At 44.2% G+C, this 24,292-nt stretch carries 31 protein-coding genes and 1 riboswitch; of the genes, 2 read left to right on the forward strand and 29 right to left on the reverse strand.

Features of this window, described 5'->3' with window-relative positions; genetic code table 11:
• Window positions 1-18: 18 nt before the first annotated feature.
• The 9 genes from KHM83_RS04275 to KHM83_RS04315 form a co-directional block, all read right to left on the reverse strand.
• A complete protein-coding gene (locus KHM83_RS04275) occupies window positions 19-465 on the reverse strand; it encodes an MOSC domain-containing protein (protein ID WP_213235800.1) in 447 nt (148 codons plus the stop codon).
• On the reverse strand, window positions 443-961 hold the full coding sequence (moaC, locus tag KHM83_RS04280) for a cyclic pyranopterin monophosphate synthase MoaC (protein ID WP_213235679.1): 519 nt from the start codon (window positions 959-961) through the stop codon (window positions 443-445). The genes KHM83_RS04275 and moaC overlap by 23 nt, the downstream gene beginning before the upstream one ends.
• Before the next feature lie 2 nt (window positions 962-963).
• On the reverse strand, window positions 964-1,920 hold the full coding sequence (moaA, locus tag KHM83_RS04285) for a GTP 3',8-cyclase MoaA (RefSeq protein WP_213235680.1): 957 nt from the start codon (window positions 1,918-1,920) through the stop codon (window positions 964-966).
• Window positions 1,917-3,806 (reverse strand): molybdopterin biosynthesis protein, encoded by a 1,890-nt coding sequence (locus KHM83_RS04290; RefSeq protein WP_213235681.1) that lies wholly within the window; start codon window positions 3,804-3,806, stop codon window positions 1,917-1,919. The genes moaA and KHM83_RS04290 overlap by 4 nt, the downstream gene beginning before the upstream one ends.
• Window positions 3,803-5,041: a molybdopterin molybdotransferase MoeA gene (locus tag KHM83_RS04295; RefSeq protein WP_213235682.1), complete on the reverse strand. Its 1,239-nt coding sequence runs from the start codon at window positions 5,039-5,041 to the stop codon at window positions 3,803-3,805. The genes KHM83_RS04290 and KHM83_RS04295 overlap by 4 nt, the downstream gene beginning before the upstream one ends.
• Window positions 5,042-5,077: 36 nt before the next feature.
• Window positions 5,078-5,581: a MogA/MoaB family molybdenum cofactor biosynthesis protein gene (locus KHM83_RS04300; RefSeq protein ID WP_213235683.1), complete on the reverse strand. Its 504-nt coding sequence runs from the start codon at window positions 5,579-5,581 to the stop codon at window positions 5,078-5,080.
• Between the two features lie 74 nt (window positions 5,582-5,655).
• Window positions 5,656-6,297, reverse strand: coding sequence for an ABC transporter ATP-binding protein (locus tag KHM83_RS04305; protein WP_213235684.1), 642 nt, complete (start codon window positions 6,295-6,297; stop codon window positions 5,656-5,658).
• Window positions 6,287-6,988 (reverse strand): ABC transporter permease, encoded by a 702-nt coding sequence (locus KHM83_RS04310; protein WP_213235685.1) that lies wholly within the window; start codon window positions 6,986-6,988, stop codon window positions 6,287-6,289. The genes KHM83_RS04305 and KHM83_RS04310 overlap by 11 nt, the downstream gene beginning before the upstream one ends.
• A gap of 19 nt (window positions 6,989-7,007) precedes the next feature.
• Window positions 7,008-7,928, reverse strand: coding sequence for an ABC transporter substrate-binding protein (locus KHM83_RS04315; RefSeq protein ID WP_213235686.1), 921 nt, complete (start codon window positions 7,926-7,928; stop codon window positions 7,008-7,010).
• A 189-nt stretch (window positions 7,929-8,117) separates the two neighbouring features.
• Between KHM83_RS04315 and KHM83_RS04320 the strand changes: the two genes are divergently transcribed.
• Window positions 8,118-8,948, forward strand: a complete 831-nt coding sequence (locus tag KHM83_RS04320; protein WP_213235687.1) for an AraC family transcriptional regulator — start codon at window positions 8,118-8,120, stop codon at window positions 8,946-8,948.
• A gap of 91 nt (window positions 8,949-9,039) precedes the next feature.
• Here the strand turns inward: KHM83_RS04320 and KHM83_RS04325 are convergent, their stop codons facing one another.
• The 11 genes from KHM83_RS04325 to KHM83_RS04375 form a co-directional block, all read right to left on the reverse strand.
• Window positions 9,040-9,294, reverse strand: a complete 255-nt coding sequence (locus tag KHM83_RS04325; RefSeq protein WP_213235688.1) for a DUF2164 family protein — start codon at window positions 9,292-9,294, stop codon at window positions 9,040-9,042.
• A 22-nt stretch (window positions 9,295-9,316) separates the two neighbouring features.
• The gene (locus tag KHM83_RS04330; protein WP_213235689.1) at window positions 9,317-9,895 is read right to left on the reverse strand and encodes a hypothetical protein; all 579 of its coding nucleotides are present in this window, start codon (window positions 9,893-9,895) and stop codon (window positions 9,317-9,319) included.
• A gap of 72 nt (window positions 9,896-9,967) precedes the next feature.
• On the reverse strand, window positions 9,968-10,327 hold the full coding sequence (locus tag KHM83_RS04335; protein ID WP_213235690.1) for a zinc-ribbon domain-containing protein: 360 nt from the start codon (window positions 10,325-10,327) through the stop codon (window positions 9,968-9,970).
• A gap of 11 nt (window positions 10,328-10,338) precedes the next feature.
• Entirely contained in the window at window positions 10,339-11,058 is a 720-nt protein-coding gene (locus KHM83_RS04340) for an NYN domain-containing protein (protein WP_213235691.1), read from the reverse strand.
• A gap of 46 nt (window positions 11,059-11,104) precedes the next feature.
• On the reverse strand, window positions 11,105-11,593 hold the full coding sequence (locus KHM83_RS04345) for a hypothetical protein (protein ID WP_213235692.1): 489 nt from the start codon (window positions 11,591-11,593) through the stop codon (window positions 11,105-11,107).
• 4 nt (window positions 11,594-11,597) lie between these two features.
• Window positions 11,598-12,077, reverse strand: coding sequence for a GNAT family N-acetyltransferase (locus tag KHM83_RS04350; protein WP_213235693.1), 480 nt, complete (start codon window positions 12,075-12,077; stop codon window positions 11,598-11,600).
• 83 nt (window positions 12,078-12,160) lie between these two features.
• Window positions 12,161-12,916 (reverse strand): HAD-IIA family hydrolase, encoded by a 756-nt coding sequence (locus KHM83_RS04355; protein WP_213235694.1) that lies wholly within the window; start codon window positions 12,914-12,916, stop codon window positions 12,161-12,163.
• A 17-nt stretch (window positions 12,917-12,933) separates the two neighbouring features.
• A complete protein-coding gene (locus KHM83_RS04360; RefSeq protein ID WP_213235695.1) occupies window positions 12,934-13,230 on the reverse strand; it encodes a Dabb family protein in 297 nt (98 codons plus the stop codon).
• Between the two features lie 32 nt (window positions 13,231-13,262).
• Window positions 13,263-13,544, reverse strand: coding sequence for a DUF4236 domain-containing protein (locus KHM83_RS04365; RefSeq protein WP_213235696.1), 282 nt, complete (start codon window positions 13,542-13,544; stop codon window positions 13,263-13,265).
• 55 nt (window positions 13,545-13,599) lie between these two features.
• Window positions 13,600-14,187: a flavodoxin family protein gene (locus KHM83_RS04370; RefSeq protein WP_213235697.1), complete on the reverse strand. Its 588-nt coding sequence runs from the start codon at window positions 14,185-14,187 to the stop codon at window positions 13,600-13,602.
• Between the two features lie 137 nt (window positions 14,188-14,324).
• Complete coding sequence (locus KHM83_RS04375; RefSeq protein ID WP_213235698.1) at window positions 14,325-14,939, reverse strand: GNAT family N-acetyltransferase; 615 nt, start codon at window positions 14,937-14,939, stop codon at window positions 14,325-14,327.
• Window positions 14,940-15,096: 157 nt separating this feature from the next.
• A riboswitch (TPP riboswitch) is annotated at window positions 15,097-15,207 on the forward strand.
• Between the two features lie 79 nt (window positions 15,208-15,286).
• On the opposite strand from KHM83_RS04375, the gene thiW reads away from it, so the two are divergent.
• Window positions 15,287-15,784, forward strand: coding sequence for an energy coupling factor transporter S component ThiW (thiW, locus tag KHM83_RS04380; RefSeq protein WP_213235699.1), 498 nt, complete (start codon window positions 15,287-15,289; stop codon window positions 15,782-15,784).
• On the opposite strand, the gene KHM83_RS04385 is transcribed toward thiW, so the two are convergent.
• From KHM83_RS04385 to eno, 9 genes are all read right to left on the reverse strand, one after another.
• A complete protein-coding gene (locus tag KHM83_RS04385; RefSeq protein ID WP_213235700.1) occupies window positions 15,781-16,128 on the reverse strand; it encodes a hypothetical protein in 348 nt (115 codons plus the stop codon). The genes thiW and KHM83_RS04385 overlap by 4 nt on opposite strands.
• Before the next feature lie 28 nt (window positions 16,129-16,156).
• Window positions 16,157-17,491 carry a DHHW family protein gene (locus tag KHM83_RS04390; RefSeq protein ID WP_213235701.1) on the reverse strand — a complete coding sequence of 445 codons (1,335 nt, stop codon included), beginning with the start codon at window positions 17,489-17,491 and terminating at the stop codon, window positions 16,157-16,159.
• Between the two features lie 24 nt (window positions 17,492-17,515).
• Window positions 17,516-18,916: an MBOAT family O-acyltransferase gene (locus KHM83_RS04395; protein ID WP_213235702.1), complete on the reverse strand. Its 1,401-nt coding sequence runs from the start codon at window positions 18,914-18,916 to the stop codon at window positions 17,516-17,518.
• Between the two features lie 94 nt (window positions 18,917-19,010).
• Window positions 19,011-19,880 (reverse strand): PHP domain-containing protein, encoded by an 870-nt coding sequence (locus KHM83_RS04400; RefSeq protein WP_213235703.1) that lies wholly within the window; start codon window positions 19,878-19,880, stop codon window positions 19,011-19,013.
• Window positions 19,880-20,344 (reverse strand): GNAT family N-acetyltransferase, encoded by a 465-nt coding sequence (locus KHM83_RS04405; RefSeq protein ID WP_213235704.1) that lies wholly within the window; start codon window positions 20,342-20,344, stop codon window positions 19,880-19,882. Before KHM83_RS04405 ends, KHM83_RS04400 begins: the two co-directional genes overlap by 1 nt.
• A 91-nt stretch (window positions 20,345-20,435) precedes the next feature.
• Window positions 20,436-20,930: an NUDIX hydrolase gene (locus KHM83_RS04410; RefSeq protein ID WP_213235705.1), complete on the reverse strand. Its 495-nt coding sequence runs from the start codon at window positions 20,928-20,930 to the stop codon at window positions 20,436-20,438.
• A gap of 149 nt (window positions 20,931-21,079) precedes the next feature.
• A complete protein-coding gene (locus tag KHM83_RS04415; protein ID WP_213235706.1) occupies window positions 21,080-21,253 on the reverse strand; it encodes a hypothetical protein in 174 nt (57 codons plus the stop codon).
• A 355-nt stretch (window positions 21,254-21,608) separates the two neighbouring features.
• Entirely contained in the window at window positions 21,609-22,907 is a 1,299-nt protein-coding gene (locus KHM83_RS04420) for an acetyl-CoA hydrolase/transferase family protein (protein ID WP_213235707.1), read from the reverse strand.
• Between the two features lie 74 nt (window positions 22,908-22,981).
• Window positions 22,982-24,280: a phosphopyruvate hydratase gene (eno, locus tag KHM83_RS04425; protein ID WP_213235708.1), complete on the reverse strand. Its 1,299-nt coding sequence runs from the start codon at window positions 24,278-24,280 to the stop codon at window positions 22,982-22,984.
• Window positions 24,281-24,292 lie beyond the last annotated feature (12 nt).

Consider the following 24,292-nt stretch of genomic DNA (forward strand, 5'->3'; position numbering starts at 1 on the left):
ATGGTCAGATTATTCATTTTACGCTTCTTCTTTTTCGAGCAGCATGATGGCATCTCCAACTTTTACCATGCCACCGGATATAACGCGTGTAAAGATCCCTTCTTTTGGCATAATGCATTGACCTACCTGAACGCGAATAGCGCATCCCGCATGACATTCTTTGCCTATTTGAGCAATTTCCTGAATGGTCTCGCCAATGCGCAGCATCGTGCCAACAGGTAATAAATGCAGTGCAACACCTTCTGTTGTAATATTCTCAGCAAATTTACCGCTGCAAAGTCCCTTTATTCCCGTCTCAGTCATTTTATCAATGCTCTCTTGCGCCAAAAGGCTGACCTGCCGATGCCATTTCCCAGCGTGCGCATCACCCTCCAGGCCAAAGTCTGCAATGAAATGCCCCTCGGGGATCGGTTTTTTAACAACGCCCTTTTTTTCGCTGATATTAATCCCCTTCACTTTCCCCAACAACTTTGCCACGGTACCCCTCCTTTGTATAATCACCACTCTTGCCGCCGCGTTTTGCCAGCAGTTCAATGCGTTCAATCACCATTTCCTTGTCAATGGCCTTACACATATCGTAGAGCGTCAATGCCGCTGTGGATACCGCCATCAGCGCTTCCATTTCAACACCCGTTTTGCCAATTGTTTTAACCGTCGCGATAATCTCAATACCATCAGACTGCATTGCAAAGTCTAAATCAACACCAGTGAGCATCAGCGGATGGCACATTGGAATGACATCACTTGTGCGTTTGGCTCCCATAATGCCTGCAACTTGTGCAACACCAATCACATCGCCTTTTTTCATCTCGCCTCGGCCAATTGCATCAAGCGTCTCCGGCTGCATGCGAATAAAACCGCCTGCAATGGCAACGCGATGTGTATCGCCTTTATCGGTTACTGATACCATGCGTGCGTAGCCATCAGCATTGAGATGTGTCAAATGCTTGTCTTCTGACATTTTCAACCTCCTACTTGGAACATATTGCGCTTAACAGACTCAGAGCTGCCGATCTGATGTGCCTCCGGTTTTTCGAGAATATAATGTGCGATGACGTCTCGAAGTGCCGCTTCATCTTCAAGATACGGCGTAAGGTCCACTTCTTCATCTGCATGCAGACAATATTTTAGTTTGCCCTCTGCTGTTAAACGAACGCGATTGCAGTCGGCGCAGAACTTACAGCTAATGGGACTAATCAACCCGACCCTGCCTTTTGCATTCGGCAGCTGATAATACTTTGCCGGTGAAGCGGGATCACTTGCCGGAACTGCCGCTAAAGCCGGCACCCGTTTTAAGACAGTATCATTCGGCAAAAATTGCGCGGTACTCCAGTTTGCCACTTCGCCTATGGGCATCAGTTCAATAAACCGCACGTCAATCGCTTCATCCCGCGTCATCATCACAAAGCGTTCAATTTCGTTTTCATTAAAGCCGCCAATGAGGACAACATTGAGTTTGATCGGCGTCAAACCCACGCGTTTAGCCGCATCAATACCGTTTAATACCAAACCCAAATCCCCGCCTCTGGTAATTTTTGCGTATTTTTTTGAATCAAGTGTATCCAAGCTAATATTGACGCGTTTTAAACCAGCTGCCTTTAAATCATCTGCATATTTCGACAATAGGATGCCATTTGTGGTCATGGCAAAATCCGTTACTTTCGGATTGGCGCCAATATGCTCCACGAGGTTTAAAATACCCTTTCGAACCAATGGCTCGCCACCTGTTAATCTAATCTTTTCGACGCCGAGGTCGATAAATGTATCTGCAAGTTTACCAAGTGCCTCCATGGATAAAATCGCTTGGTGCGGCAATTTTTCAATACCAAAAGCAGGCATGCAATATTGACATCTCAAATTGCATCGATCTGTTACCGACAGTCTTAAATACTTCACCTGTCGTCCGAATTGATCTTTCATGCCGTACCTCCGTTCCAGCGAATGCTGCCTGGATTTTCCAGTACATAGCCGCCGAGCGCCTCAACAGCACTTGCGAATCCAGCTGATTCCAGTACTTTCATGAAACGTTTACAACGCTCATCATTTAAAAAAATCTTTTTTACTGCAAAGTCATATGATTCAAACCCAAGGGGAATAAAGTCCAGATTCATTGCCTTCGCCGCTGCGTAAACGCCGAGTCCGACATCAATCCCTTCTGATGCCACTGCAACTGCGACGCCGAGATGCGTTGTCAGCTCCCTTGAATAACCCGCAATGGTTTCTGCATCAATTTGATTCTGCCGAAGCTGATAATCTAAAAGCTGACGTGTTCCGGACCCCCTTTGACGATTGACAAAGACGACGTCATCACGCGTTAGATCTTCAAAACGTTCAATGGCTTTGGGGTTGCCCTTTTTAACAATGAGCCCCTGTAAACGTTTGACCCCTTCAATTAGTACAACTTCATCTGCTGGAAAGTAACGCTGTAGAAAGGCAACATTGTATTCACCCGTTTTCTCATCGAGCAAATGAACAGGGGCTAAATGACATTCACCGCGTTTTAACGCCATAATCCCACCCATGCTGCCGACATGCGCTGAGGAAAGCGGCATCTTATCCTGAATATCATCTATAATAATATCATGGCTGCCGATCACGACAATCCGCGGCATTACATCTTGAAGCGGCCTCATCAGATCTACAGTTACTTCTGTTCCCGATTCCAGCCCTTCAATGTGACGCGGAATGCGTACAATGCCGTCTGCCTTGACGAGACTCATTGTAGCACCGGCACCTCGATGAAGCGGCGTTGCAATGATCTTGCCATTCACACTCCCAAGCGTCACGCGAACGAGCTCCTCATGTTTTAGCGAGGAAACAACGCGCTGTGTCAAAACAGCTTGTGCTGTTTTCTGCACATTTGAAAAACCCAAATAGGTTTCGAGCATTGGCTTCACAAATGTTTCGAATGCAAAGTACGCGGATACCGGATACCCCGGCAGTCCGATGACCCCTTTGCCGTTTACATTGCCGAGTATGGTCGGTTTGCCGGGCTTCAGTGCAATACCATGGATCATCACTTCACCCAATTCTTCAATAATCTTTGAAGTAAAGTCCTTCGTCCCTGCCGAAGAACCCGCATTGACAAGTAATATGTCGTTTTCTGACAGCGCTTTGATAATTTGTGCCTTTAACAATTCATAATCATCCGGCACTGGCGCATAACGTTTTGGCAACGCGCCAAGTTCTATCGTCAATCCTTCAATCACACTGGAATTCGAATCAATGATAAAACCCTCCTGAATCGAATCAGCATGCTCAACAATCTCGCTTCCCGTTGGCAGTATACCGACGCGCGGCCGACCATATACCGGTACTTCCGAGATACCCGCGCTAATGAGCGCGCCCAAGTCGACCGGTCTAATACGATGCTGTGACGTAAGAATCATCTCACCTTGTGCAATATCCTCACCAACGACGCGAACATGTTGCCATTCATGCGCCGGTTCAATAATTTGAACACAATCCTCTGACAACGCCACGACGTCTTCAATCATGATGACGGCATCACAGGTCTTAGGCATGGGATTGCCCGTATTGACATAAACATATTGAGCGGGTGTCAATTTTTTTGGCAATCGCTCCGATGCGCCGAAAGTATCAACTGATCGAACGGCTATCCCATCCATTGCTGCACAGTGGTAGCTAGGCGAGGATACCTCCGCTTTAATCGCTGCTGCGGTTACGCGGTTAAGCGATTCTCTAACGGGAACTGTTTCGATTTCCGGCGTTGGCGACAGCATTTTTCGATACGCCGCTAGCGCTTCTTCAATTGGTATATTTGAAATATAGACATTGCGTTTCATAGGCGCACCTCTTGCAGCAGATAAACATCGACTGCCGTTCCAGCCGATAATCCTTCTTTTTCATTGGTCATGTGAATGTACCCCGATGCCGTTGCAAGCAATGACATCATTCCGGACTTCGCATAAATAGGCTTGCAGTGCCACGATGATCCTTCTCGGTAGAGCTGAACCATCTGAAAAGTATCCTTTCCGGGGGATGCATGTACATTTTCCGACAACAGCGCCTCGATCACAAATGGCGTCGGCGCGTGGGGCATCAGCTGATAAATGAGCGGCTTAACCACCGCGTTAAAAATAATTAATGCCGATGCAGGATGCCCTGGTAAACCAATGATAAACTTGTCGTCAATTTTGCCAACAATCGTCGGCTTCCCAGGCTTTATTGCAATACCGTGTGTGATGAGACGACCACCTTCAAACGATTCGATAACACGTGCGGTAAAATCGCGTGTACCAACGGAGCTGCCGCCGGAAAGAATGACAATATCCGCTTTTGCCAGACTGGTTTCAACCGTTTCCCTAAGCATTTCATAATTGTCACTGACCAGTGCTTTTTCTACCACATCACAGCCGAGCTCTAATAGACGCGCAGAAATCGTGTAGCCATTGACATCATAAATTTGCCCAAATGTTATGGGTTCTCCAACCGGTCTAACCTCATCTCCTGTTGAGATAACGGCAACCTTAGGTTTTCGATAAACGCAGACAGTATCATAGCCGGCACCTGCCAGCATGCCGATATCATAGGAATCTATTCGACGTCCGGCGGCAACGACGATATCCCCTTTTCGCACATCATCGCCGCGATAGGAAATATGCGCCCCCGGAGGCGATGGCTTATAAACCAGCAGTGTTTCATGATCCATCTTTTCTGTAAATTCAATCATAACCATTGCATCCGCACCAGGCGGCAGCATACCGCCAGTGGGCACGTAGACCGCTTGCCCTGATTGCAGTTGCTGCTCAATCGCTTCGCCCATCAGACTTTCACCAGCGAGCTGGAAAAATCCTGGGATTGCCTCTGACGCTCCGGCGCTTTCTCGGCCAATGATCGCATAGCCGTCAACCGTAGAGCGGTCGAACATCGGCATATCCTCTGGCGCAAGACAATCAGAAGCTGCAATACGTCCAAGTGCATCTAAAAGCGATACCGTTTCAAAGTGAGCTGCTGTTATCCCAGAATCAGTTAAATGTGCCAATACTTGCGGCAGTGTCAACGTCTTAAAAAATTCCATACCCCTGTCTCCTTCACATATGCGCTCGCTTCATCATTACTTCTGCTTCATCGGTTCTGCACACTCAGCGGCATCACCCATGAGAATTTCCAGCCCGTGTTCGATTGGACCTATAATAAAACCAAGATGCTCCCGAACTGCTTTTGGACTTCCCGGCAAATTAACGATCAGCGTATTGCCGCGAATACCCGCCACAGCCCTTGAAAGCATTGCTTTTGGCGTAATATTCAAACTCAGTTGACGCATGGCCTCCGGAATGCCTCGCGCTTCCCTTTCAATAACCTTAAGTGTTGCTTCAGGCGTTACATCACGCTTGCTAAAGCCAGTACCGCCAGTCGTTAAAATTAAATTGACACCCAATTCATCTGCAAACTTCATCATACAATCAGTTAGTGCGGACATTTCATCCGGCACAATTTCATAAGCCGCCACGTGATAACCCGCTTCGACAACCATCGCGCGAATCACTTCTGCACTTTTATCTTCCCGTTCGCCTCTGGCACCTTTATCACTTGCCGTAATAATGCCTACTGTGTACATGTGCCGCCTCCTTCTGTCTCAAACATTGCCTTTCATGCGTCGTACTTGTATTGTATTAGAACAGGAACATGATATCAAGTCCCTTTCATTGCCGCCTGAACAAGCCGCCCTCCAGAAAGCTTAATCACCGTATCGCAAAGCCGTTCAACCTGATCGCGATTATGTGAAATATGCAGCGTCATCATACCATGCCGATTGCGCAATACGCTTTCAATCAACTCAATTGTATCCTGATCAATATTTGCCGTTGGTTCATCGAGCAAGAGGACATCCGGTTCAAATACAAGTGCTCTGGCCAACGCAACTTTCTGCGTTTCACCTGCTGAAAGCATTTGTGCGTTTCGTTTGGCCAACGATTCGATTTGAAGCATCGCCAACATATTTTTGACTTTTTCGGTACAGCGTTCAGGCGACATGTTTCTGATTTTAAGCGGATAAGCCACATTTTCAAAGACACTTCGCTTTAATAAATAAGGTGTTTGGCTGACATAGGTGATGCGCTTGATTACTGCCGAAGACATTGACTCGCCATCATAGGCAATGGTTCCTGAAGATGGCGCCTCCAGTCCGGCTATTAATTTTAGCAGTGTCGATTTGCCGGCACCGTTTTCACCGACCACACCGTATATTTGCTGTTTATCCAAATTTAATGCTTCAATCTCCAGAACGCATTTATCGCCATAGCATTTTTGTACGTTTATTAACTCAATGTTCATCGCGAACCTCCATGCCAAATTGGTATAAAAGCGTATTGACAAGAAAAGAGATTCCCAGAAGCACGAGCCCCATTGCCAAAGCTTTGGCATAATTACCCATACCATTGTTCATTGCGATATAAGTCGTCATAACGCGCGTATGATACTTGATATTCCCGCCGACGATCATCACCGCACCAACTTCAGAAACGGCTCTGCCAAACCCCGTCACCACAGCGATCAACAAGTTAACCCTCAGTTCTGCAATCAGCAGCCAGATGACATCCACTGCATTGCCGCCCAGTGTTCTGCAAACGCGCTGAATGCCTTCACCATGTGCCTTAGCCGCATTAAAGACGATGCCCGTGACAATTGGCGTTACCAAAACAGTCTGTGCAATAATCATCGCCGTAGGCGTATACAGCAGCCTGAAACTGCCCAGTGCACCACGCCTGGATAAGATGATGGCCACTGCCAAACCCACAACAACAGGCGGCAAACTCATCATCGTATAGAGAATGCGCGTGACAATCCCTTTCCCGCGAAATGAACGAAGTCCCAACGTCAACCCCAGCGGTATCCCCATAACAGTTGCAATCACCGTCGAAGAAAACGACACAAAGAGGGACAGCAAAATAATGCCGTACACCTCTTGGTCGAATGTTGTCAATAATGTAATTGCCTCTTTAAAACTATCCGAAAAATAGGTCATTCACTGCCTCAGCATAAATTTATTTTGCATTTGGTGTAAAGAGTGCTTGACCAAACGTCTCTTTGCCATATTCAGCAATCAGCGCCTGTGTATCATCTGATAAAATCCAGTCGATAAATGCCTGAGCACCCTCTGCATTAATCAGATCGCTCTTATTGGGATTGACGGCAATTACACCATATTGATTGAATAAATTTGAATCGCCCTCCACGATAATGTCCAGTTCCAAGTGATCGCGAAGCGCCAAGTAAGTTGCGCGGTCTGTCATGGTGTAAGCTTGAAGTTCACTGGCCATTTGAAGCACATCGCCCATTCCCTTGCCCGCAGAAATATACCAGTCTCCCTCCGGTGTCAGCTCATAACTTTCCCAAAAAGCCTTTTCTTTTTTATGTGTTCCCGAATCATCGCCCCTTGAAACAAAAGGAAGCTGTTTCTCATAAATTGATTTCAGCGCCGCTTCAACATTATCGCCGCTCAGGCCATCCGGATCGCCTTTCGGCCCTACGATGACAAAATCATTGTACATCACATCAAATCGTTCAAGACCGTCGCCATTTGCGACAAATGCTTCTTCACTGCTCTTTGCATGTACCAACAGTACATCGGCTTCACCGTCAACGCCCATTTGAAGTGCCTTGCCCGTCCCAACGGCAATCACTTGCGGCTCAATACCTGTCTTCGCCTGAAAATCCGGTAAAATAGCGTCCAGCAACCCACTGTCTCGCGTACTGGTGGTTGTCGCAATGATAATGCTTGAAGCATCACTTGCATTTTCTTCTGTACTTTGATTCTCCGATGCGTCTGGTGTTTCTGCTGTCGCTTCGACAACCGCCGGCGCTGTCTCAGCAGCAGAAGATTCCGCTGCTGCCTTTGTCGTATTGGCACATCCCGAAAGCACCAATACCATTATGAACAATCCCAATAATAATTTGTTTCTCATCCCACAACTCCTTTAACAGTTCTACTTGCATGCACGTCTTTATGTATGCATTTTCATTATAAAAACATTCTCATTATAAAACTAACTTATATTTCATAAAAATGCGCTATATTTATAACACGCATTGAGAATAAACGTCCTCTGTGTTATGATGTTGCTAGACAATCGGGCATTATCTGGGAGGGTATTATGCTTCAAAACTTTGATCGGCGTTTTGAAAAAAACCATGATTACGAGACCGAATACTTAAAAGTTTTGTATTACGATCTCAGACCAAATTATAAAGAGATTTATAAATCTTATCAGTACAATCGCCTTTGCACCATTGTTCACGGAACAAAGCACGTTAAAATTAACAACGGTGATGAATTCGACTATTCGACATCTGACTTTATTCTGTTGCCCCCAAATTCCAGCGTGGACATGGAAATCAAAGATCCAACCATTGCGATTGTGTATGAAATCAGCGATAAACTCATTGACGATACCCGTAAAAAAATTCAGCTCAATCACGATGTCGATTTCAAGCCAAACGATTCTAACATTATTCGCGAAAAGCTCTACAGTATCGAAATGCCCGTTAAACGCATTAATCAGCTATGTATGAGCAGTGATCCCAACAGAGCGTTCTTAGTCGATCTCTGTTCACAGGAACTCGTCTATGATCTCTTGAAAAAACACTATATCAAAACGGATCAAACGGATCCCGTGGCCTTTGCGATTTCAAGAATTATGGATAACCTTTACAACAGCCAGTTTACACTTAAAGAAATTGCCGCTGAATTAAAAATATCCTCGTCAGCACTTGTAACGATATTTAAGCGCAAAACCGGTTACACGCCAAAGGAATACCAGAATATTGTCAAACTAAAAATTGCCGTGCACAAGCTCAAGGAAAAAAGTGTGACGGAAGTCTGCTTTGATTTAGGGTTTGAAAACATTTCCTACTTCATCAAACTCTTTAAGGCCTACTATGGGGAAACACCCAAACAATACGCCTTGAAATACCGAGAAATGTAATCATGTAAATCATCGCCTCATCTATTATTAACATAAAAAACCAGTGCCTTTTATTAACTGCACTGGTTTTAAACGTTTTTGTTTTGTAATGCTATCGCGTATTGCGATAGAGCATATCATATTCCAGATCCATATCTTCCATTTTCTTTCGATGCCATCCTCTGACATGATCGAGTGCTAAGTTGTACGCATGAGGACCAATGTGTTCAATCATGAAGTCAATCATCGCTTCGGCTTGAAACATGCCCAGCGTTTCTCCCGTTTCATGTTCATAAAAATCCTGAAATGCCAACATAATCGATTTTCGTGTCGCATCGTCTAATTGAACACCGTATAAATCGCGCATTTATGATAATTCCTCTCTTTCTTTAAGGCAAATACACCTGTTCAATCTGTGTAATTTCGCCATTGAGTATGCGAATATTAAAAGGATAATTAAACCCTTCCGACTCCATATAATCGACAAATTCCCATAAAACGCTTTCATCCGCTTTCATCGGTGTCGATTCATTAAGTGTATAATAACAAAGCGCATCTGATACCGGCAATTGTTCTTTCACGATTCCCGCATCGTAAATATAGAAACCGCCAGGCATGTCTCTGTCGTAATCAATGCCCACTTCGGATGCGCGTTCCGGCGTATCAATCCACTCAACTGCATTGAACGCAAGCGTCCGCGCGACTCTATCAAAAGCATCAATAAAAATCATCGCCTCGTAAGCAACACCGTCCTGCATCCCCAGTGACGCAATCGTGTAGACATCTGTTTGTTCATCTGTTTCACCGTTCGTATGCATTTGTGCATCCTCTTCAGGAGAGACAGATTCCATTTCTGCCGACATGCCTGCTTCTGTTTCAGAAAGCGCCTCATCAGCTTGACGCGCACAGCTGCATCCCGCCAACAATACCGCGATTATCATAACGCCGATTATCATTTTCCTGTTCATCTGTTTCTCCAATCTGTATTGTCAATTCGCTTAACCGTCATTACTCTGAATGAAAATGATACCCTGCCTGGGTTACTGATCTACGTTGTCATTATTTTGCTTTTCGTATGTTGCCATTTCTTGGTTGAATCGGCGCTGAACTTCTGTCATCCCTGTTCGCGGTGGTACGATTACCGGTTGCTCCGATTCATCCGAGGCTTCAGAAGCGGCTTCAAATGCAGCTTGATCAATGGTTTCAAAATAACCGCATATTGGACACACTGTAACGTATTTCACTTGATACGGTAAAATAGGAATAAAAAACAACGTAAACCAATACGTAATTTTTTTATATGGCCATCGCTTTGTATTGCCGCATCGCGGGCACGTTCTAACCTCTTCTGCCCATCGCGTTTTAATCGTCTGCTTGCCGAATCCAAATACGAAAAACATCCCTGTACCTCCTATCGCCCGCCGTTAATCACTCTGATAAAAATATGAACATTGGAAGAACCGTCGTTGAATTCCTTTTCTTCCGTTTCAATATAGTTGAGATTTTTAACCAGCTTACCCAATTTGTCATAACCATAATTTCTTGGATCAAATGAAGGATTATTCTTTGTAATATGTCCTCCAACCCTAGAGAGCAATGCCCAGCCGTCATCGCGGGAAACCGCTTCAATTGCAGACGTAATCAATTGTCTCAGACTTGCATTTTCAGATTCATCTTCCGTGTGCTTTTGCTCTCGCAATATTTCAGTATAGATAAACTTGTCACAAGCCGATATAAAAGGTTCCGGTGTCTTTTCTTCTCCAAAACCATAAACAAATAACCCAGCTTCTCTGATTCGCGTTGCAAGTCTCGTAAAATCACTGTCTGATGAAACAAGACAAAAACCATCTAAACGGCTTTCGTGAAGTAAATCCATCGCATCGATAATCAATGCTGAATCGGTTGCATTCTTCCCCTGTGTATAGCTAAACTGCTGGATGGGTTGAATAGCATATTTATGCAAATAATCTTTCCAGCTCTTTAAATTTGATGTCGTCCAATCGCCATAAGCGCGTTTGACGCTTGCAATACCAAATTTCGCTACCTCTGCCAATAACTCGCTGCAAACAGTTGCCTGTGCATTATCTGCATCGATGAGTACGGCCAACTTCTTGCTTTCTGCTTCCGACATGCCAATCCTCCCCTGTTGGAGCTGTAGACTCCCTCGATTTTCCATTTTATTTTAACTGCCTCCTAGACTGTTTTCGTTTCACTGCCGGCAGCAAACGACGATCCACTTCGATTCTATAGAGATGCTGTTCAATCGTCTCACCGTCACTTACAATACTATTTAACTTTTCAATCAGCCTGAGCTCTGCACGTCGGCGTTTTCCACTCGCACTGAGTACGCGATTCTTTCTCAGCACCTCGAGACGTTCCACAAAATGCATAAGCGCCTCAGCTTCAGTACTGCCGCTTTCTTTAATACCCGTCTTTTCATGACATATAACATAACTTTCGAATTGCTTTTCCTGTTTCACAAAAATGCGTTTCAAGCGTTCACGCTGTTTCGAATAGCCGTCATCAACAATGGGCTTTACAATTTTCCCTGTTGTTTCAACCACATCAAGTGTTGACAGCAAGTGACCGACTGCCGGTGCAAATCGCTTGGCATGTGTCAGTAGTTTTGCTGCAGATTTTGATGCTTTTCGTTTTATTGCAGACATATCATCACCCCTCAGAGAGTGTTTGCAGTGCTTGACCCGTTATGCGGTAAACAGTCCAGTCCGACATTGGCACAGCGCCCATATGCTTATAAAATGCGATAGAGGGTTCATTCCAATTGAGACAAGCCCATTCAAATCTGCCGCAGTGGCGTGCCACAGCTATTTTAGCAACTTGTTGAAGAAGCATTTTGCCAAGCCCTTTGCCGCGATAAGCGTCAAGAACATATAAATCTTCCAGATAGATGCCTGCTCCACCAACAAATGTAGAATAATTTTGGAAGAACAACGCAAATCCGACGGCCTCTTCATTGTATTCAACAAAGATAACTTCAGCTGCTTCTTGGTCAAAAAGTGACTGTTCAAGTCCGGCTTCTGTCGCTTCAACAGCATCCAGCAAGTGCTCATAAGCCGCAAGTTCCTTAATAAAGTATAATATCAATGCGACATCATCACGTGTCGCCTTTCGAAAACTGATTTTTGCCATTCACCATTTCATCCTTTTTATCAAAATCGTCAAACAATTATAATATCGATTGCCATCATTAAATATCTAAGGCCATATTCTTTTCAAAACAATTGACTGAATCCTTCTAAGTCTTCAAAGCAAAAGGAGACGTCCGGCAATTCCGCATCGCCGCTTTGATACTTGCCCGTTTTAATCAAGCAGCCGATACTGCCCGTGGCAGCAGCCCCTCGCATATCAGTCGATACGTCATCGCCAACGACATAAACAAATTCCGGCGACTTCCCAAGCAGTTTATAAGCCATTTGAAAATAAAGCGGTGAAGGTTTCCCCATGATCTGAATTTTCCGATCCGATGCCAATTCCAAAAGTTTTACAAACGCACCGGTATCAATATGTCGAATCCCATTCTTAGTATAGTAACATGAGCCTGAGGCGGCCAAGAACGGAGTATTCTGCCTGCAAAGTATCATCAGCTTCTGAAGCAGCCGATAATCTGCATTAATCTCTTCAAAATCCAGCAGCACAACCGCATCAGGTATTTCTGTATCTGACACGTGCAATAGTTGACAACGCTCCCTTTCACTGCCAATACATTTCACCGCAGACCATTTTTGACTTTGAATATACGCATTGACTGCAACAATGGGATTGAGTATATTTTCAATTGACAAATGCATTCCACACCTTTGAAGACGCTTGATCACTGCATCTGGAGATAAAACACTGTTCGTCATAACGAGCAGTGGTATCCCCAGTGACTGCAGGCGATTGACTAACGCCGCAGCACCCGCATGTGCCTGTGCACCATCCATTAGTGTGCCATCTAAGTCTAAAATAACACCGTGCTTCAAATGCATATCATGACTTGCCTGTATCATGGCAGCAAATAGTCGACAGCCGTTCGAGCTTCTTTGACAGACCCAATAAATTCCGCTGCAACAACATGTTTCGGGTGCGTTTTATAGCGTTCAAAAGCTGTTTGATCCTCGAAAACGGCAATGAGTACAACATCATAAGCCTGTGGGTCCGGCAATGCGGTAACGCCCGCCTCAATGCTGATAAGGCCTTCGATTTCACCTGCCAGTGCTTCAAGATCTGTTTTTATTTTCAATGCATTTGCCATTTTATCATGTGACGCCTTTAAACGCCACATCACGACATGTTTAATCATATTGTCCTCCAGTGTTTTTAAGTATTTTATCATCATTTGACACTTACGTGCGTTAAAAATTGATTAAATATCACAACGATTCCGATACATATGATGAATCCAATTATGTAATGAAGCCAATATTCTCTTAAATGCTTCGAAGTCAACAGCGTCTTTGATTTTGCCATGGAAGTGCCGGGTACATAAGCCGTTCCGCGAAGTCCTTTCTTCGACAAATTAAAGCGCAATCCCTTTAACCCCGTCAAACTGATTCCCCTTTGATTAAAATTGATTTTTAACCAATTGCCAAGTGCAATCGACTTTCGTTTCGCCATGTCATCTCCTTTCTGTTCAAACACGATCAAATCGCTATTTTTGCGATGATGCCATTCAACCGTTTGTCAATGCCGAAACCGTTTCTTCAGCAAATTTTGTCAATCTCGCTTTGTCGTCCTCTGTAAAAAAAGCATACTGCTTGCCTTTGTCCCGCGCATTATAATGCCCGATGTAGACGAGATCAGAATGTTTTGCATAGCGTTTAATGCCCGTTTCAAACAAATCTGCACCATAATGATCCGGATACCCGCATGTTGTGATAATGCCTAATTTTTTACCTGCCCAAAAACTGCCGCCGCGCGTTTCACCATAGTACTTATTCATCATATAAACAAGTCGATCCATTAATGACTTTACTGGCGTCGTACAATACCATGAATAAATGGGGGTTGTAAAAAAGACAGCATCTGCGGACTGCACCTTTTCAAAGATATCTGGCACATCGTCGCGTATCACACAGCCATGTGCATTTAAAACATTTTGACAAGTCGCACACCCTGTACATGCTTTGATATCGTATTTGACCAACGGCAAATATTCTACCGATGCATTTCTATCTGTCAACATGGCTTCAAATGCTTTTGTCACTTCTGCTGTACGGCCGTTTTGACGCATGCTTCCCATTAACAACAATATTTTCATGGCCTTTCCTCCCTTGTCCATATCACAATGATGCTTTCAAGTGCCACTAATCCACTCGATATCTCAGCATGGAGCTAATGCATCGTTGAGCATTGCCATTGTGATGGCTATCCTTTGGTTGTCTAAATAGAGTCTTTTTAATCGTGCAGTTCCGACAGTGATGACTGGTACGAATAAGGCTTTTTCATCGAAAGCCATTCCGTGATACATGACAACGCGTTTTCAACAGACAATTTCCATATCATATGCCGCGTTCCCTCACCCCATCGATCAATCAGTTCAAACTGCGGCTTCCCAAATCGCTTTTGCCATGTCTGTTGAGCAAACGGATAACCGCTGTCAAAACACAGCAACGTCTCACCACTCTTTTGGAACTGCATAACCGCAGCCAGCCAAAGTACCGCACCAAGACCACAGCCCCTTCTATCCGGCGCGACAAATAATGATCCGACTTCATGAATATTCTGGCATTCAGCTTCTTTTACCGACGTAATATCGTCATTAGGGTTCGTAATGCTGACGCTTCCTACTATCTGATGTCCGTCAACTGCAAGCAGGACAATCCTTTTTTCATTATCGGTACACAGCGCCAAGGTACTGCGAAATAATGCCTTCTTGCTATCAATTTCAGATTTGAGCAGCGCCTGCATATGCCAAATGTCATTTGCTTCAAATGTTTCTTTAAGAACGTCTTCAATGAATATTTCAGCACTTTGTATATCATCTGCTCTGAGTTTTCGAACAATCAACATCCACACCTCTCAATCAACTGAAATCAATCGACCTATAATGCTTATTATACCATAATTTTACATTGCCATTTAACTTGAACTATGCTAAATTATATTTAAAGTTTGATTGTATCGTTTTTCGGCCTATCTTTTATGCCTGAACGTTGCAATCAAGTATATTTTAAGCTAGGGGTGCTGCATAAAGGGCAGCTGAGAAAAATAGCCGACTATTTTACTCTCTTAACCTGATCCAGATTATACTGGCGTAGGGAAGCTAAGCCGTGAAATGACGAAGCATCAACCTATGGTTGATGCTTTTTTTACTTTTTAGGCACCCTGCGAAACAAACCACATTAGGAGGTCAAATAATGAATAACACACAGAAAGTGGTCGGTTCCGGCCTGCTCGTCGCCATTGGCGTTCTCCTCGGTTCGAATTTCTATATTCCAATCGGTGTCGCAAAAGCTTTTCCCATTCAGCATCTTATAAACGTCATTGCCGCAGTCATCTTCGGTCCCGCCTATGCCGTCATGTGCGCCTTTGGCATTTCACTGCTGCGCAACATGATGGGAACCGGCAGTCTGCTGGCTTTTCCAGGCAGTATGATCGGCGCATTTTTAGCGGGTATCTTCTATCTGAAAACTCGACATCATCTCGCTGCATGTCTCGGCGAAGTCATTGGAACGGGAATCATTGGCAGCATCGTTGCATATCCAATGGCAAAATGGTTTTTAGGTATGGACAACGGCGCCTTCTATTTTGTCATTCCCTTTGCCTTGAGCTCTGTTGTCGGCGCCCTCTTGGGGCTCCTCATGCTCAAAACACTGTTGCGTCGCTTACCCGTTCGTCCTTCTAAGCATCATTAAATGGTATGATCATTATCTAGATATTTCATATAGTAAATCGGTATTGCAATGACATTGAGTACCCATAGCACAATCACCCAAATAAGCTTCTGTAAGGAGCTTATTTTTTTATTAAAGACGACGGCGTGAAAAACAAAAGCGACCATCAGCGCCATCACGATAAAGATAGAAAAGAGCAGCAGTACCAGCCAATACGAAAGGATTCCCTGAAACATCGTTTCAACGGGCTGCTGACTGATTCCCAGCAATCGCCTGCCATAGATAAACACCATGCTGATTATGACAATAACCGATGGTACAAAACTCGCAAACCGAAGCACATTGGCTTTAAAAGTTGAACGCATATTACCTCCCTCGTCATCTTGTCAAACATTAAGGAACATTCGGTGCAAGCAACTCTTCATAGAGGCCGGCATAACCATCCCAGCGATTGACCAATGCATAATTGACAAATATAATATCTGTTATCTGATGTTCGCTAATCAATTGATCGACATCGTCAGTGTAAAGCCTAGGGTCAATGACAATGATTTCATCGGCAATCATTGTTAAAAAAGGCGTAAAAGCATTGGCATAAGAATCTTTCAATACCAAGAAACGCCTTCCTGTTCCCGCGTGCGTTTCAATCTGTGTATAAGCTCTGTCACCGCCTAGAAATACGCCGTATTTCTGCGGTGTATCCAACCATCTTAACGCGTAAACCCTACCGTTCTCAATGACCTTCCCTTTATCATCCCTCATTTCATGATCGGGTAATCCCTTATAGTAGGTAACCGTATCAGGATGATTCGTCAAATTTTCAAGCGAGGTCGCCGTATACAGGCTGCCCAAGTAACCATGTACCTCTATTGGCTCTAAACGATCAAGCTGCTGCGGCACTTCACCGTTAATGGCCTCCGCCAATACTTCAAAAGCGTATTTCGCCCCTAACTGAGTCCAGTGGTGATCAGTTCTAAAATAAATGTATTCAGAAGCATGCGCTGCCAATGTATCGTAAACATCGATAAACTGAACGCCTTGATCCAGTTTTGTTCGCATATCATCAATGGTATCGCGTTGCGAGGCACTCATCTCACGGTAATCATCATCTTTTAAAAACTCAATACGCGTCGGAATCAAAAGACTATAGACATTGCACGTATCTTTAAACCGAGCCCAATAAGTGTTAATAGCCGCTGCATAATGTGCGTTTGCTTCCGGATTCGATGTATTGATCTCCATTACGGAATCGCCGTAAACCAACAACTTTCCCCAATTGTCAAATTGCCGCGCATCACCTTCAATTGCTTCCATCTCTTCAGATTGTGCGCCGGCATTCTCTGTTGATTGCAGTGCTGCCTTTAGATCATCAGTTTCATCGGTATCAGCTGTCTCTGCTTCCGCCGTCCATTTTACCGCAACATTTGCACCTTCAAACGTCATCACTTGTGGTGCGCTGTCACCACTGCTGCCGGCTAACGAAGAGACCGTTCTGCTGACGCCTAGCCATTTATCCCGCAGGATAAAATGATCTGCAAAATAGTTTTCATAAGTACTGAAATAGGTACCGTCAAAAACGTGTGCTGCCGTCAGCACGGGTTTTTGTGTCGCCATCCGATTTTCAGTTTTTAAAAGTTCAGCAGGGGCCGGTGCAACTGCATTAGCAACTGCCAATAAACACAGCATCCCAATAAAAACCCATACATTGACATACCTGAATGGTTTCATCCTATCTCTCGACTTTCGTTAAAGTTAAAATCTAAAATACAAAAATGGATTATATGAGCTGCCCACGAGAAAAGCAGTTGCCAGCAAAAGTGTTCCACCAACCATCAACGCATCAAGCAAATCGCCCTGTTGCGTTTTTAGCGCAGCTTTTACTTTGATGTAACCCACTTTAAAAATCGGCGTACAGGCGATTACTGCCAGTATAAAAAATCGCCAGTTTTGCCGCATCAGCAAAGCGATCTCTGTTTGAATTACTGGAAGCCCTTGCATGCCAAACATCGTGCTAATGACGTAAATCGCATCCGGCAAAGATTCATAGTAGAAAAATACCCAGCCAATCAGCATGGCAATAAGGAGATAGCCATGTCTTAGCCACGATGGTATTTTTGCAAGCCTGGCCGCTCCAATCAGTTTTTCCATATAAATCAGGATGCCGTAAAACAATCCCCATACAATAAAATTCCAGCTTGCACCATGCCAAAGCCCCGTCAAAAACCAAACGATAAAAATATTGCGAAGCTGAAAGCGTCGTTTCCCACCCAATGGAATATAGACATAATCCCTAAAGAAACTTCCTAATGAAATATGCCAGCGCCGCCAAAAATCCGTTGCCGATGTTGCCATATATGGATAGTTAAAATTTTCTTTGTAGGTAAAGCCAAACATACGCCCCAAACCAATGGCCATATCTGAATACCCAGAAAAGTCAAAATAAATTTGAAAAGCAAACATGGCGATCCCAAACCACATACCGATAACAGTTGGACTCGTCTGTCTAATATCCAATACTTGACTTGCCACCGCCCCAGCCGTATTGGCAATGAGAACCTTTTTGGCTAGCCCTAGCGCAAAACGATTAACGCCATAAGAAAATTTAGCCAATGTCACTTTTCGGTGTTCAATTTCCGCAGCAATATCTTTATAACGCACAATCGGTCCTGCAACCAGTTGGTGAAAGAGCGAGACAAATAAAAGAAATTTTAAATAAGAACGCTGCGCCTTCACCTCTCCGCGATAGACATCAATCGTATACGAGAGCGTCTGAAAGGTGTAAAATGAAATGCCTATGGGTAATGCATAGTGGTGTGTAGGCAACAAAATACCTGATAACGCATAAAAATTTTCTGTAAAAAAATGCCAGTACTTAAAGAAACCCAGCAGCGACAAATTAACGACGAGCGAACTTATCAACGCCAGCTTGCTTTGAATACTGCCGCGATAGCGTTCAATGATCTTGCCATGCCAGAAATCAACTGTAGCACTAAAAATCAAAAGCGTTACCCATACCGGTTCACCATATGCATAAAACATCAATGAAAATAAAATAAGAATGCCGTTTCGAACTTGTTCACGTTTCGTACTGAAATAGAGAACCAAGTTAATCGGCAAAAACAAGTATAAAAACGTTAAACTGGAGAATACCAAACAGTCCCCGCCTTCCAAACAATATTTATCTAAGAAAATCGAACGATGGCATTTACTTACCAGATTCGTATCCTTTTATCATATAATGATCACTTTATACAGCACGCTTATGGCAGTCTTTAAAAAAGTGCTGAAGATCAAGTGCATCAAAGGCTATTTGCATCTCACCAATATCTGTATTGCCGAAAGTGCCATGACAATCAGATCCCGTGGTGATATAAAGACCTTCCGATCGACAAAATGTCACACAAGCTTTCGTTAATGCCTCACTATGCTTGGGATAGTGACATTCAATACCATCTATTCCGCGCGTGCTTACATATTCAAGAAACGCGGGTACTTCCGCTTCACTTACAGTCACACCAGGATGCGCCAGAACAGCAATGCCGCCAGCCGCATGTATCTTTTCACAAACCGACTGAATATCTGAAAACGGCGCTTGATCATAGCCGCAGTTATATGTTTCATACAAACGCATGCCTTCATAAAGGGATGATGTCAAACCAACCGCCATAAAATAATGCAGCGCTTTCCAGCCGCCTCTGCTTCGATCGTAACAAAAATCGCGATAACCCGTTGTCGAAACAGCTGTTTGATGATGTTGTCGCACCATCTTTTCAATCAAACGATCGCTAATTGCATCGAGATGTGCACGGTTCTCATTTACGAAATGATGAAAATCCCTATTTTCAAGCGACATGCCATAGCCTAGAATATGAACATCTTTACCATTTTCAAGCGTGTCAAGCTCAACGCCTGAGCATGCACAAATACCGTAATCATCTGCAATTTTTAAAAGTTCGGCAGTACCTTTCAATGTATTATGATCGGCAATTGCCAAATACCGCACACCATTTTGAGCTGCGCGCTTCAAAATAGCTTCCGGCGACATTGTGCCGTCTGAATAATAAGAATGAACGTGCATATCTACATAACTGCACAATTCCTGCGCTTTGGTTTTCATTAATCCTCCATTGGATTTTTATGCATTAGATAGGTCTTTCTTGGAAAAAAATTAAACCGCTGGTAGAAATCAAAAACTTGTTCGTTTCCCTGTGAAACTGCCAGTCCAATCTGATCACTGCCGTTTGCCTTTAACCATTTTAAGGCATTGATCATGAGATTACTGCCAATACCGTGCTCACGAGATCGTTCATCGACATAAAGCGAATCGATCTCACCAAGACCATTGCGAATAGCAGAAATACAATAGCCAATCACTTCTTGTTTTCTATTTTTAACCACTTCGATAAAAACATCATCCGGTGCATAATCTCGATAAATTGAAAATCGTTCTTCAAATGTACGATTGGCATAAAACTTTTTAAAATAGCGTGATCGCTCCTGATGCTCCTCATTGAGCCGTTCCCAAGCCTCACGTATTTCATCAATTGATTCCAGACTTAAATCATTAAACGTATACTCCATTTCAACCTCCTTGGTCATACTACAAAAGCGTTTAATTTTTTTGGTCTCATTTCATGCGCTCCCACAGAAGGGCCATGCCAATTGAAGCTGTTTACCACAAGTTTTTAAGACAGTCAATCACATGCTGATTCTTAATAAAGACACCACTGTCCAATAGCGCCAAAAGCGCCGATTGATCAACACGTTTCACCTCACTGACTTCTTCTGGCTGACAGATGATTGACGCCATATCAACTTCTGCTTTAAACAGCCAAATATCGCCAAAATAAGAAAACTCGGAATATTGGATAAAACGTTTGATGCGTTTGCCATCACCTCGTTTAAACGTAATGCCGAGCTCTTCTTTAATTTCTCTGAGGACTGCCGATTCACTGTCGTCGCCACTGACTGCTGCACCGCCTGTAATTTCCCAGTGATTGGGGAATGTTTTATTGGGCGTTCGTTTGGAAACGATAATCTCCCCTTTTGCGTTCATAATCACAGCAAAGACGACTAGGTGAAATTCACCTTCACCAAGCGGTACGCCCCTGACGACCTTCTTGCCCGTACGACACCGATTGGCATCGTATATATCCCATAACTCCATCGGCCTTTTACACCTTTCTGCCTTCTTTTACTGCCCATCGGATCAATCGTTCCGATCTTTTTCCATTATACCAAAAAAGTGATGAAAACGCTTTAGCAAAAATGCAGAAAGCGCTTTCATCATTCTTAATTCGGGACATATGTACGATACTATGCTTCTTCTGAAGCCTTTATGTAGCTGACACACGATTCGCAAATACACGTTTCTTTAAACGTCACGAGCTTTTCACTTGATTCACAAATGATACATTTCGGTCGCTCAATCACAGACTTGCGTTCTACTAAAATCAGCCCTTCCTGCATACGCTCTAATACGATTGTCATCACCCCCCCATGAATAAATGGCCGCCACCATTAGGTCTGTAGCTTTAGTCCATTTTAACCAACATTTACCATCGTGTCAATAGAGTTATAGTAATATAATTGTATTTATATCATTTTTTTGCAATATCATCATCAAAAAGCCATCGACAGCTATTATGCCGTCAATGGCCGTTATAAAACAAACCCTTTATTCAGTTTTCTATATCAATAGAATCTCTCTCTTTAGCCAAACCGTTTACCGTCATTCACGCTTTCTGTCTTCATTCCATCGGTCTATCTTGCTTTGGGCTTCTTTTCCTTATACGACATCTTCGCCCGTCTTCATCGCTCTTGTTCCACCATCATCACAATCATTTTATTGTGGTTTAAAGCGCCTTTCAACCATTTCGGCGAGTTCACTTCTGAACCTTGGGTGCGCAATGTCGATAAGCGCTTTTGCACGGGCTTTTAATGTTTTACCGCGAAGATCTGCAATGCCATATTCCGTAACAATAAAATGAACATCATTTCGCGACGTTGTGACTGCTGATCCTTCTTTTAACAACGGGACTATACGCGACATGGTACCGCGTTTTGCCGTCGAGGGCATTGCGATGATCGACTTGCCCCCTTTTGCCATACGCGTTCCCCTTACATAATCTACTTGACCGCCAGTGCCGCTGAACTGTTTATAGCCAATGCTTTCTGACGACACCTGACCCATCAGGTCGACTTCGATACACGAATTAATCGAAACCATTTTATGATTTTTAGCAATCACTGCCGGGTGATTCACATAATCTACTGGATAAAAGGCAACCATTGGATTGTCGTTGATAAATCGATACAGCCGATCCGTCCCCATTACAAACGTCACCACCATTTGACCTTTGTGCAATGTCTTATTCTGATTGGTAATAACGCCAGCTTCATATAAGTCGACGACACCATCAGAAAACATTTCCGAATGGATTCCCAAACCGCTTTTATCTGTGAGGGATAACAGCACTGCATCGGGAATACCGCCAATCCCAAGCTGTAGTGTTGACCCATTCTCTATGAGTTCAGAACAGTATCCGCCGATTGCGCGCTCTGCGTCGCCAATTGCCGCTCTAGGCATTTGAAGCAGCGGTACTGAAGTCTCTACGATACAATCGAGTTCGGATACGTGGATAAAATTGTCTCCAAACGTTCTCGGCATTTGATCGTTCACTTCTGCAATTACAACTTCAGCTGCTTCAGCTGCAGGCTTTGTGTAATCATTAGAGAGACCAAAACTGCAATAGCCGTGGTCATCCGGCTTACTCACTTGGATAAGTGCGGCGTCAACCGGCAGCTGTCCTTCTCGAAACAACTGCGGTACTTCATAAAAAAAGCACGGCGTATAATCTGCTCTGTTTGCTTGAACCGCAGCTCTCGTACTGCCGCCTACGAACAGTGCATTATGTCGAAAATACTTTTCCATTCCCGGTTCTGTATAAGCACTCTTGCCCATCGCTACCATGTGTACGATCTCAAGCGCATGAAACAGTGTCTTCTGTGCGATGAGCGCATCTATCAACGTTGTCGGCTCACTGCACGCATGACCGACGACAATGCGCCGCATACCTTGAAGTTTTTTAATTGCAGCTTCAGCACTGACACATTTTTTACGATAATCATCTTGCCACATCATCTCATTCCTTTCCATTATTGCTTTCGCCGTCAAATGATGATTCAGTCTCCTGTGGTGATCTCGACAATGATGTTTCAATCCATCGATTGTCGTTTTCGAAAGGTATCGATTCCCGCATACTTCGCCGCTGTCCCCAACTGCGATTCTATTCGCAGCAATTGGTTATATTTCGCAATACGATCTGTTCTGGAAAGCGATCCCGTCTTTATCTGACCGGCATTCATCGCCACGACGAGGTCTGCAATTGTCACATCTTCTGTTTCACCGCTCCGATGTGATACAACGGTACGATAAGCAGATGCTTTAGCCATCTCGATGGCATCAATCGCCTCTGTCATTGTGCCGATTTGATTAACTTTAACGAGGATGGCGTTTGCAGCACCGCTTGCTATTCCCTTTGCAAGGCGCTTTGTATTCGTGACAAAGAGATCATCGCCGACGAGCTGTACTTTGTTTCCCAGTGCTGCGGTCATTTGACACCAGCCAGTCCAGTCATCTTCGGCCAAACCGTCTTCGATTGAGAGAATTGGATATTTATCAATGAGCATCGCATAGTAGTCAATCATCTCTTCAGCCGTTTTTTCAGTGCCTTCACCTTCTAATTGATAAATGCCTTTTTGGGAATCATACAGCTCAGAAGCTGCGACATCTAGGGCAATCCCAATTTCAGCGCCCGCTTCGTATCCCGCTCTTTCAATGGCTTCAACAATTAACTGGATTGCTTCTTCGTTATTTTTCAGATTCGGCGCAAAACCGCCCTCATCACCAACCGTCGTTTGCATACCGGATTCTCTGAGAACTGCTTTTAAACTGTGAAACACTTCCACGCCCATCCTCAAACCTTCTCGAAAGGAGACTGCTCCCGTGGGCACAATCATAAACTCCTGAATATCCACCGTATTATCTGCATGAGCGCCTCCGTTGAGTATATTCATCATAGGCGTCGGCAGCGTTTTCGCATTGACGCCGCCCAAGTACTGATAGAGCGGCAGCTCTAGACTGTTTGCCGCCGCGTGTGCGGCTGCCATTGATACCGCAAGTAATGCGTTTGCACCGAGGTTTCCCTTATTTGACGTACCATCCAGTGCAATTAGCAGTTCGTCAATACGAACCTGCTCGAATACATTCATGCCAATGAGCTGTGCCGCAATCTTTTGATTAACATTTTCGACAGCCTTCAACACGCCTTTTCCAAGGTATCGGCTCATATCGCCATCTCTGAGTTCAATTGCTTCATGGACGCCTGTTGATGCACCTGACGGTACAATCGCTCGCCCAGTTTGACGATTTTCAAGGGTCACTTCGACTTCTATCGTTGGATTCCCTCTGGAATCTAATACTTCTCTTGCTTCAACTGCTGTAATCTTTTGCACTTTCTACCTCCA

This window comes from Fusibacter paucivorans (genome assembly GCF_018390735.1).
Taxonomy (GTDB): Bacteria; Bacillota; Clostridia; order Peptostreptococcales; family Acidaminobacteraceae; genus Fusibacter; species Fusibacter paucivorans.